Below are 8632 nucleotides of genomic sequence, written 5' to 3' on the forward strand. Positions count from 1 at the left end.
TCCCCCATCGGGTAGTCGAGGACCGCCCGCAGGTGCTGCTCGAACTGCGACGTGCGCGCGCCCTCGATGGTCCAGTGCCCGGAGTTGTGCGGCCGTATCGCCAGCTCGGCCTCCGGCCGGCATCGGCCGACGCGGTGGGCCCATGCCCTGCCTCAGGGATAGACCTGAACGACGCCGTCCGAGGGATCCAGGGTCGACAGGTCGGGGAGCGGGGCACCAGCTTGTGCCGCGACAGCGGCCACAGCCTCGTAGAAGCCCTCAAAACGCTCGTTGGTTGTGACGAACTCTCCGCAGACGTGGGTGATGTCGAGTTCCACGAACCGCTGATTCTCTGGTGGCAGCAGCCAGGCTTGGACGGAGACGTTGGCTATCTCGGGCCATCGATATAGCACCGTGCCGGCGGTGTACACCAGGTTGATGCCGATGTCATCGACGAACACCTGACTGACCACGGGATGCAGGGTACGTGGCGTGAAGCGTCACCCGCGGAACGCCGTGACGCCGTACCGATCGCGTGGGCGGTTGGCTGGCGCCGAGGTCGGGGCGATCGGCTGCCGCGCCGCTCCGCGGCTTGCCACTGGGTAACGGGGTCCAGGCGCGTGGAGAGCCGGCGACACGGCAAGCCGCCCCCGGCCCGAACGGCCGGGGGCGGTAAGCCGCGCCGCCGGGCAGCCGCGCGCCACCGCGCAGCCGTGCCAGCCACGTGCCAGTAGCCGGTGTCCCAAGCGGTCAGCAGCGGTCATGATCGGGCACTACGACACCGCCGCTGGCCAGGCGTTCCGGACAGATCAGGTCAGCCGAAAACGATCTTCCAAACTGACGGTGCGGGTTCGATTCCCGTCGCCCGCTCCACGCGTATGGCCCAGGTCAGAGGCAATGCCCGACCTGGGCCATATCCATATCCACCGCTTGGCCTGGTGGGTGTGCCCGCTACGTGCCTCAAGGCGGCCCGCAGAAGGACGCCATCCCGCCTGCCACCGGACCCGCGTCGCCAAGGGCCCCGGCAGCCGAGCCGCTAGCCTGGCCATGGCATTCACGTTGATCGAGTCCGCGCAGGACCGGTGGCGGGCGGTGAACGCACCGCACCCGGTCGCCCTGGTCCGCGTCGGCGCTACCTTCATCCAACGGCCAACTGGTCGAGCGCCCAACCGACCTGGCCGCGTAGTCCAACCGACAGACCCCGGGGAGCGCCAAGCATGACCATCATCGACAAGATCGCCTGGATCCGTCTCGAGGACGGCGCGATCCTCAGCTCCCGATCACGCGGCAAGGACGTCTACTACATCCCGGGCGGCAAGCGAGAACCAGGCGAACGCGACATCGACACCCTCGTCCGCGAAATCCGCGAAGAACTCAGCGTGACCATCGTTCCCGACACCGCCGAGCACGTCGGAACCTTCCATGCCCAGGCCCATGGTCACCCCGACGGGACGTTGGTCCGCATGACCTGCTACACCGCCGACTACCAAGGGGTTCTGCAGCCCAGCAGCGAGATCGAGGAGATGCTCTGGCTCACCCATGCCGACCGCCACCGGGTCTCCCCAGTCGACCAGATCATCTTCGATCATCTACACGAGACCGCGCGCATGCGCTGAGACAGCGTCGGCACCCGTCCCCAGGCGTTGACAGTTTCTCGTTGTCGAGCCGCGCGGGACCAGTGTTTCTGCGCTGGTGGCCGGTCGTGTCTGTCACCGGGTCCGCAGACTCGCGCGTTCCCGATCGCGCAGCGGTTACGGCTTGACGGCCCGGGTGGCGAAGTAACCAGGCATGTACCGGCCGGTGGCATCCGCGTGGTGCGGGGCCTCGTCCAGGTGGGTCACGGTGAAGCCTGCCGCGAGCTGGCCGCCGATCTGCCCGGTGAGTGAGTGGCTGTATTCGATCGGCCCGGTCCCGTACGAGCGCTGCCGCTCGGCGTCCGGGAGATCGAGGCTGCTGAACGGGAGCTGATGGCGCACTACCAGCTCACCCCGCTCCTCCAGCGCCGTGACGTCGAAGATGAAGATGTCAGGGTTCAGGAACCCGGTCATCAGGATTCCGCCCGGACGCAGCACGCGGAACGACTCCCGCCAGACCGGTGCGAGATCGGGGCAGAACACGTTGGACACCGGGTTGAAGACGACATCGAAGCTGGCATCGGGGAACACGCCCAGGTCGCGCATGTCGCCGAGCACGGTACGGACGGCCAGGCCCTCGCGGGTGGCGACCTCCCGGTCGCGGCCCAGTTGCTTCGGCGAGTTGTCCAGTACCGTCACGGCCGCACCCGCCGCCGAGAGCACCGGCCCCTGCTGCCCTCCGCCGGAAGCCAGGCACAGCACCTCGGCACCGACCAGTTCAGCCGGAAACCAGTCGCGCGGCACTGCCTGATGGCCGATCAGCACGACGGACCAGTCGCCGGCCCGTGCCCGGGCGATGACCTCCGGCCCGACCGGCTGGGTCCATTCGTTGCCGCTTTCCACCTCGCGGTCCCAGGCGGCACGGTTGTACGCCACGGGATCAAAGCTGTCCGCCACAACGGCAAAGCCTAGGGGCTGGCAAGGGCGCCCGGCTACGGCACCGGCTGCTGGACCGCCGGCGTGCCCGGTACCCGTGCCCCGCCTCAGGGATAGATCTGAACGACGCCGTCCGAGGGTTCCAGGGTCGACAGGTCAGGGGGCCGGGCGCCGGCTCGTGCCGCGACAGCGGCCACAGCCTCGTAGAAGCCCTCGAACAGTTCGCTGTCCGTGACGAACTCTCCGGAGACGTGGCTGATGTCCAGTTCCACGAACCGCTGATTCTCCGGTGGCAGCAGCCAGGCCTGGACGGAGACCTCGGCTATCTCGGGCCATCGGTACAGCGCCGTGCCGGCGGTGTACACCACGTTGATGCCGATGTCATCGACGAACACCCGACCGACCACGGAATGACGGTACGTGGCCGAGGTGTCGGGCGTGAAGCGTCACCCGCAGACCGCGACGCCCCACCGAGCGCGCTGCCGCCGAGGTCGGGGCGGTCGGGCGCCGCGCCGCTCCGTGGCCTGCCGCCGGCTGTCTCCTGGTCGGGCTTGGGCGGCACCGCTACCGTGAGGCCGTGACGACCTCGGAGGCGGGCGCGACGGCCGTGGACCTTTTGCTCGCCGGCGCCGCGGTCGCCCTGCTCGGGTGCGCCGCCTGGTCGGTCGTCCACAGCCGGCGCGCGTCGACGGTTCGGCTCTTCGGGCGGGTCCTGCGACGCCCTCGGCTGTGGGCCGCGGGGGCGGCATGCATGGGCCTCTACGTCCTGCTGGGGCTGGGAGAGCTCACGGAGGTCACGCCCGGCGCGTGGCGCACCCCGGGCCGGTGGACCGCCGCCGTGCTGTTGCTGGCCGCGTTGGCCCTGATGGCCACCCACGGGGTCCTCGACCATCGCGCCAGGCGTCGGAACTGACCGGGCCGTCGGTACGCCTTCGGCGGTCGTGCTGGCAGCGACACCGGCCGCGACGAGCTCGACGTACCGGGCCGGGCCGTGGGGGCGTGAGGTCGCCGGACGGAACGGCGCCGAGGGTCCGCTCCGGGCGCCCGGCACCCGCCGGGCGGGCTGGATCACCGGCTCGGCCAGAACTGAGCCAGGTGGCGCTCCTTCCGGGCGTCCTCGCCCGGCGCTGGTCCGCCCCTGCTCAGGCGGAGCTCGTAGTCACCAGGGGGCAGGTCGAAGATGCGTGGAATCATCCCGGCGGAGATCTCCCTGACTCCCGCTTGCCCCGCCGGTAGGTGCAGAAGGTCCAGGCTGCCGGACGGAAGGTGCAGACGTATCTCCTTCCCCGATGTGCTGCCGGGTTCGGAGGCTGGTGGCGGCCCGTCCCATGACTCCATCCGCAAGGCAGGCCGGCCATGCTGGCGCTCCAGCGGGATCAGGACACTCGACGGACCAACCGTGAACGGGTCTGCCCCTGCCGGAGGGATCAGTGTGACCCGAGCGGCGGAGTCGGTGATCCCGAGGCGGTCGTAGCCGGCGTGGATGAGCACGCCGGTGGAGCCGAGCAGCGTGGCGGTGGGCGCCTGGAGCCAGAACTGGAGCAGGTAGCGCTCCTGTCCCGCCAGACCGGCCCGGGCCGCCTCGAACTCGGAGCCGTTCCAGTCCAGCCCGCCCCGGCACAGCGCTTCGAACTCGCGTCTGACCCGCTCCCGGTTCCAGCAGGTGATCCGGACCGCGTAGGCACCGGGTGGGAGGGCAAAGACGTCCGGAACACTCCCGCCGGTGATCTCGTCGAGCGCGAGTCTCCCCGTCGGCAGCAACAGACTGGTCGTCTCCTGCGCTTCGTGGTCGGGTGGGCCGGCCGGCGGCTCACCGTCCCAGTGCTCCAACCGTAGGGCCGGAGGGACCAGGTCGTCGGCGGCGCCGATCAGCACGGCGGAGCTGCCGATCCCCAGCCAGCCGCCACCCAGCAGTGGTGCGCGTCCACCGAACCCGGCAGTCTGGTCCCCGATGCCGAACATGTGGTGGTCCGGCTGGACGAGCAGGTCCGTGGCGGCAACCAGTTCACCCACGCGTTCCTCCCTCGGATCAGCCGCTGATCAACATCAGTCTGGATCTCGACCAGGCCGATGTCGACCCGGCCGGACCGGGGTGCGTCGCCTGCAACGCCTGCCCGGCGCATCGGGACGAATGCGTCGAGGTGTGGAGCGTGCGCTGGCGGCCTGGGTCGACGAGGGGGCCCGCGGGCCTTCACTCACCGCCCGGCCCGCTCGGCGAGACCGCGCGGAACCGGCTGCCGCAGGGCCACGGCCTGGCTGACCGCGAAGGCCGCGACCTCGACGGCCACGGCGGCGAGGAGCACGGTGAGGGCGCCCGCCCACGGCATGGTCGCGGCGTAGGCGGCGAGCAGCGTGGCCGCGACGACGTTGGCGGTGAGCACCAGCACCAGCCACGGGCGGAGCCTGGGGCGCCGGGCGACCCGGTGGAGCGCGAACGCCCAGCCGCCGACACCGGCGGCGATCGCGACGGTCACCGCCGGCGGCATGGCCAACCCCTCGGACAGCGGCTCCGCGAACAGGACCAGCGCCACCGCCGCCACCGCGCAGTAGATCGAGTCGAGCCGCAACGAGAGCCGTCCCGCCTGCTGTGTCCGCATGGATGCGACGGTACCGCCGCTCGCTGCCGGACGACGAAGACCGCGTGCCCGACCGAGGTCGAGCCGGACACGCGGTGGACACCCCGTCGCCGTGCGGGCCGGTCGGCCGGCAGGCTCGCCAGCTCGCTACCAGGCCCAGACGGTCGGCTCGCCGAGGCCGGCGCCGAGGCCCGGCGTGGCCCCGGCCCGCAGGGTTCGGCCGTCACCGTCGAGGACCTTCGCCTGGGCCACCCGCCGAGGATCCACGCGCACCGCGCCCACACCGTCGTCGAGCCGGCCGCTGGCGATCGTCCGCCCCCTCGCGTCGAGCAGCTCGACGCGAGCCGCCGGTTCCGGCCCGACGGCCAGCACGCCGGCGGCCTCCCCCGGCACCGGGACGACGACCAGGTCGGGGTCCCCCGCGACGGCGAGGGAGTCGGTCGGCGCCCCCGGCTCCGACCGCGGCACCGCCCCCGCCTCGGTCTTCAATAGCACGGCGCAGCCCGCGTCGGCCGGGCAGGAACTCACCAGGACGGCCTTCGCCGCGCCGGAGACCCAGTCGGGCAGCCGCCCGCCCCAGATCACCCGGGGCACGGGTCCGGTCAGCCCGTGGTCGTCGAGCTTTCCGCGCAGGTCGTGCACCGCGTCGGCGGCGAGCGTGGCGTCCACCGTGCCGCGCGCGCCGGCGGTGGGAACGGTCGACCCCGCCGCAGCCGGTCCGCCACCCGCCGGACCGGATCGCCGCACCTCGCCCCCGCCACCCGCTGGCCCGGAGTACCGCACGACGCCCTGGCAGGTGAAGCGCCACCGTTCGCCCGGGTGGCCCGCGCCGCGCACGACGAACCCGTCCGTGCCCGCCACCTGCCAGCTTCGGACGACCCGTCCGTCCCGCTGGATCCGACCGTCGGCGGAGGTCTCGACGAGACAGCCGGCCGGCGCCAGCCCGACGAGGAGATCGGGGCGATAGCCGACGTCCGTCGGCGAGTGCCGGCTGTGGAAGACGTACGGCTCCAGGGGGTGCGCCTCGTCCGGGGTGCCGGTCTTGCGCAGCAGCTCCGGCACGGCTGCCCCGGCCGGCCCGCTTCCGTGGCGCAGCAGCGCGTGCGAGTCGTTCAGGAAGGCCACCACCACGGTCCGGGCGCCCGGCACGTCGTGCGCGAGCAGCACCTTCACCCTGTCGAGCGTCGGATCGACCAGCAGCCGGTCGCGGGCCGACCGGTACTGCCGCGCGATGTCCGCGATCAGCTCCCGGTCACCGGCGAGGTTGCCCCGGGTCGGCGAGTCGAGCAACTGCCGCACCAGCGGCCCGTCGATCCGGCCCGCCGGCTGGTACGTCCCCGGGGCGGGCGGCGGCGACGCCACGCCGGCGGTCGGCAGCGGGCCGGCCCCGCCGAACACCGGCAGCGCCATCGCCACCGCCGCCACGCCGGCCACCCCCGCCACCGCCAACCGGCGCTGCCGGCGCCGACGGACGCGGGCCACCAGTCGCCGGTACGGGTCGGGGGCCGGCACCACCGGCTCGGCGAGCCGGGCAAACACCTGCCGAATGTCATCGACCATCGTTCGTACCTCTCCATCTCGTCACGGCCGACGCCGTCTCCAACGGCGCCTGGTTGCCCGGCAGCGGTGCCTGCCCGTCCGACGACGACCCGGCCGGCAACACCGCGCGCAGCCGGGCGAGCCCACGGGACGCCTGGCTCTTCACCGTGCCGACCGAGCAGTCGAGCGTCCGGGCGATCTCCGCCTCGGAAAGGTCCTCCCAGTAGCGGAGCACCAGTACCGCCCGCATGCGGGGCGGCAGGTCGCGCAACGCGGCGAGCACCTCGTCGCGTACCACGACGTCGTCCGCCACGTCCGGGCTCCGGCCCGGCCCCGCGGGCCACCAGCCGGTCACCCCGGCGAGGAACTCCCGGGAACCCCACCGGTGCCACAGCCTGTTCCGCTCGTTGGCCATGACCCGGCGGACGTAGGCCATCGGGTCGGTCACCTGCCGCCAGCGGCGCATCACCCGCATCAGCGCGCTCTGCACCAGATCCTCGGCCGCGTGCCGCGAACCGGTCAGCAGGTACGCGGTCCGCATCAGATCCGCGTACCGGATCTCGACGAACTCGCGGAAGCCGTCATCCGTCACCTACTTCTCCAGTCCTCGCTGGGCGCCACCGACGAGAAGAAGATCCCGGGCCGGTGGAGAAGGTTGCCCGGCGACACGGCCGGGTCCTGCCGGGTTCGGCGGTCCGCGCCCGCCGGGTCGTACGGCGCCGCCGGCTCGCGGGGCACCCGCGGCGTGCGCCCGGCCGGCCCCGGTGCGCCCTCGGGGCGAGATCGGCACCGGTGCCGGGGCTGCGTACGATGCGGGCCGGGCATCCCCTCGTCCCGCGGAGGTATCGGCAGATGGCAGGCCAGCACGAGGGGTACGCCCTCGGCGTCGACCTCGGCACGTCCCACACCGTCGCCGTGCTGCGCCGACCCGACGGGCACACCCGTCCGCTGCTGGTGGACGGTCAGCCGATCATCCCCTCGGGCGTGTACGCCGACGCCGACAGACTGCTGCACGCCGGGCGGGACGCCCAGCGGCTGGCCCGCACCGATCCGGGCCGGTACGAGCCCAACCCGAAGCGGCGCATCGACGAGCCCGCGGTGTCGCTCGGCGACCGCGCGTACCCGCCGGCGGAACTGCTGGCCGCGACGCTGCACGCGGTGGCCCGCGCGGCCGTCGACGCGGTCGGCTTCCTGCCCCAGGCGGTGCTCACCTGCCCGGCGACGTGGGAGGCGGCCCGGCGGCAGGTGCTCGCCGACGCCCTGGCCGTCGCCGGGTGGCCGTCGGCGGCCGAGCACACGCTCTCCGGCCCCACGCCGCCGGGCACCCGGCTGCTGCGGGAGCCGGTCGCCGCCGCCCGCTACTACACGCAGGTGCTGCGGCGGCCGGTGCCGGTCGGCGGGGCGATCGCGGTGTTCGACTTCGGTGCCGGCACCCTGGACGTCGCCGTGCTCCGCAACGAGGGCGCCGACCCGTGGGGCGACTCGGGGTTCAGCGTGGTCGCCGCGGGCGGCGCCGACGACCTCGGCGGGCTGGACGTCGACGCGGCCCTGCTCGGCCGGGTGGGCGAGCTGGTCGCCGGCGAGCATCCGGCGCAGTGGCAGCGGCTGGTCCGCCCGTCGTCCGCGACGCAGTGGCGGGAGCGGCACGAGCTGTGGGAGAACGTCCGGGGCGCGAAGGAGATGCTGTCCCGCGCCACGGCGGCGCCGGTGGCCGTGCCGGGGGTGGAGGCGGCCGTCACGCTCTCCCGGGCCGACCTGGAGCGGGTGGCGGCGCCGCTGCTGGGTCGCGCGGTGGCGGTGACCCGGGAGGTGATCGCCGCGGCCGGTCTCGACCCGCAGCAGCTCGCCGGCCTGTTCCTGGTCGGCGGAGCCACCCGGATGCCGATGGTCGCCCGCCTGTTGCACGCCGAGCTGGGCGTGGCGCCGACCACGCTGGAGCAGCCGGAGCTGCCCGTGGCCGAGGGCGCGCTGACCGACCTGCCGCTGCCCCGGCGCGCCGCCGCCTTCGCCGCCCCCGCGCAGGGCGGC

The 8632-nt window shown here is 73.2% G+C and carries 10 protein-coding genes and 2 pseudogenes; 4 read left to right on the forward strand and 8 right to left on the reverse strand.

Going from position 1 to position 8632, the window contains the following annotated elements; genetic code table 11:
• A pseudogene (locus ACWENR_RS27750) lies at nt 1-107 on the reverse strand (ATP-grasp domain-containing protein); the annotation flags it as partial.
• A 45-nt stretch (nt 108-152) separates the two neighbouring features.
• Complete coding sequence (locus ACWENR_RS27755) at nt 153-452, reverse strand: PH domain-containing protein (RefSeq protein ID WP_194803530.1); 300 nt, start codon at nt 450-452, stop codon at nt 153-155.
• Nucleotides 453-978: 526 nt separating this feature from the next.
• Here ACWENR_RS27755 and ACWENR_RS27760 point away from each other — a divergent pair.
• Both ACWENR_RS27760 and ACWENR_RS27765 read left to right on the forward strand, forming a co-directional pair.
• Nucleotides 979-1165, forward strand: a pseudogene (locus ACWENR_RS27760) (IS256 family transposase); the annotation flags it as partial.
• Nucleotides 1166-1196: 31 nt separating this feature from the next.
• Nucleotides 1197-1595: an NUDIX hydrolase gene (locus ACWENR_RS27765; RefSeq protein WP_452279898.1), complete on the forward strand. Its 399-nt coding sequence runs from the start codon at nt 1197-1199 to the stop codon at nt 1593-1595.
• Nucleotides 1596-1730: 135 nt separating this feature from the next.
• Here ACWENR_RS27765 and ACWENR_RS27770 read toward each other — a convergent pair whose 3' ends face one another.
• Nucleotides 1731-2510, reverse strand: a complete 780-nt coding sequence (locus tag ACWENR_RS27770; protein ID WP_452279899.1) for a class I SAM-dependent methyltransferase — start codon at nt 2508-2510, stop codon at nt 1731-1733.
• An 86-nt stretch (nt 2511-2596) separates the two neighbouring features.
• Complete coding sequence (locus ACWENR_RS27775; RefSeq protein ID WP_452279900.1) at nt 2597-2896, reverse strand: PH domain-containing protein; 300 nt, start codon at nt 2894-2896, stop codon at nt 2597-2599.
• 170 nt (nt 2897-3066) lie between these two features.
• On the opposite strand from ACWENR_RS27775, the gene ACWENR_RS27780 reads away from it, so the two are divergent.
• Complete coding sequence (locus ACWENR_RS27780; RefSeq protein WP_452279901.1) at nt 3067-3402, forward strand: hypothetical protein; 336 nt, start codon at nt 3067-3069, stop codon at nt 3400-3402.
• Between the two features lie 155 nt (nt 3403-3557).
• Here the strand turns inward: ACWENR_RS27780 and ACWENR_RS27785 are convergent, their stop codons facing one another.
• The 4 genes from ACWENR_RS27785 to ACWENR_RS27800 all read right to left on the reverse strand — a co-directional run bounded on the left by ACWENR_RS27785 (nt 3558) and on the right by ACWENR_RS27800 (nt 7196).
• Nucleotides 3558-4502: a hypothetical protein gene (locus ACWENR_RS27785; RefSeq protein WP_452279902.1), complete on the reverse strand. Its 945-nt coding sequence runs from the start codon at nt 4500-4502 to the stop codon at nt 3558-3560.
• A 182-nt stretch (nt 4503-4684) separates the two neighbouring features.
• Nucleotides 4685-5086, reverse strand: a complete 402-nt coding sequence (locus ACWENR_RS27790; RefSeq protein WP_452279903.1) for a hypothetical protein — start codon at nt 5084-5086, stop codon at nt 4685-4687.
• 126 nt (nt 5087-5212) lie between these two features.
• Nucleotides 5213-6625: a hypothetical protein gene (locus ACWENR_RS27795; protein ID WP_452279904.1), complete on the reverse strand. Its 1413-nt coding sequence runs from the start codon at nt 6623-6625 to the stop codon at nt 5213-5215.
• The gene (locus ACWENR_RS27800) at nt 6615-7196 is read right to left on the reverse strand and encodes a SigE family RNA polymerase sigma factor (protein ID WP_452279905.1); all 582 of its coding nucleotides are present in this window, start codon (nt 7194-7196) and stop codon (nt 6615-6617) included. Before ACWENR_RS27800 ends, ACWENR_RS27795 begins: the two co-directional genes overlap by 11 nt.
• 260 nt (nt 7197-7456) lie before the next feature.
• Here ACWENR_RS27800 and ACWENR_RS27805 point away from each other — a divergent pair.
• Nucleotides 7457-8632: Hsp70 family protein (locus ACWENR_RS27805; RefSeq protein WP_452279906.1), on the forward strand; the 1176-nt coding region annotated here is incomplete at its 3' end.

It is taken from the genome of Micromonospora sp. NPDC004336, from assembly GCF_053602615.1.